The sequence below is a fragment of the Phyllobacterium sp. P5_D12 genome (assembly GCF_054049495.1).
Window position 1 is genome coordinate 1 of record NZ_JBFUMG010000942.1, and the last position, 1,123, is coordinate 1,123.

Here is a 1,123-nt window from a genome sequence, read left to right on the forward strand (position 1 = left end):
TGTCAGGGCTTTTTCTGAATCGGGCAGGTGTCCACTGCCGAGCACCAGCCGCTTCTGGTCATTACGAACCCGTTACTTGACTTCCAGCAGGCAGCATCCATTTGTTCAATGTCAAATTCAAAAGAACCTGCTGCGACGAAACTCCCAATTTCGCAACGCAGCTACTCGAAAAGTTGAGGTCATATAAATGAGCCAGTTGTTTCAACCGCTCCGATTGGATTCGCTCGAACTCTCAAACAGGATCATAATCGCTCCCATGTGCCAGTATTCCGCCGAAGATGGCTCGGCGTCCGACTGGCACATGATGCATCTCGGCCACCTTGCCCTGTCTGGCGCCGGCTTGCTGGTCACGGAAGCTACCGCAGTAACGCCTGAAGGACGCATCTCTCCCCGCGATCTCGGGCTTTACTCCGATGACAATGAAGCAGCACTCGGGCGTGTTGTCGCCGCGATCCGGGACTATTCGCCGATACCCATCGCAGTGCAGCTGGCCCACGCCGGGCGAAAGGCATCAACCCGCGTGCCATGGGAAGGCGGCAAACAGATTGCGCCAAATGAGCCGACCGGCTGGAAAACCGTGGCCCCTTCGCCAGTGCCATATCTGAATGAGTATGATACTCCAACGGCATTGGATGGTGCTGGCCTTGATCGCATACGGAATGCGTTCGTCAAGGCGGCGAAACGCGCCGATAGGATCGGTATCGACGGTATCGAAATTCATGGAGCCCATGGTTATCTGCTGCACGAATTCCTGTCACCGCTCTCGAACAAGCGCGAAGATAAATATGGTGGAAGTCTGGAAAACCGAATGCGCTTCCCTCTCGAAGTGTTCGAGGCAGTACGGGCAGCGTTTCCCGCCAACAAGCCTGTCTGGATACGCGTTTCCGCTTCTGACTGGGTCGATGATGGATGGGACGTCGAGAGCACCGTGATCTTTGCGAAGGAATTGGAGGCGCTCGGTTGTGCCGCCGTCCACGTCAGCAGTGGCGGTCTTTCGCCCTTGCAGAAAATGCCGGTTGAACCCAACTATCAGGTGCCATTCGCGCAGCGTATCAAGGCCGAAGTGAAAATGCCCGTCATTGCGGTCGGACTAATCACCGAGGCGAAACAGGCAGACGATATC

General features: G+C 55.8%; 1 protein-coding gene. It reads left to right on the plus strand.

Annotated elements, in window-relative coordinates:
• Positions 1–187 precede the first annotated feature (187 nt).
• The coding region (locus ACXJ5O_RS27825; protein ID WP_457302733.1) for an NADH:flavin oxidoreductase/NADH oxidase at positions 188–1,123 on the plus strand (936 nt) is incomplete at its 3' end.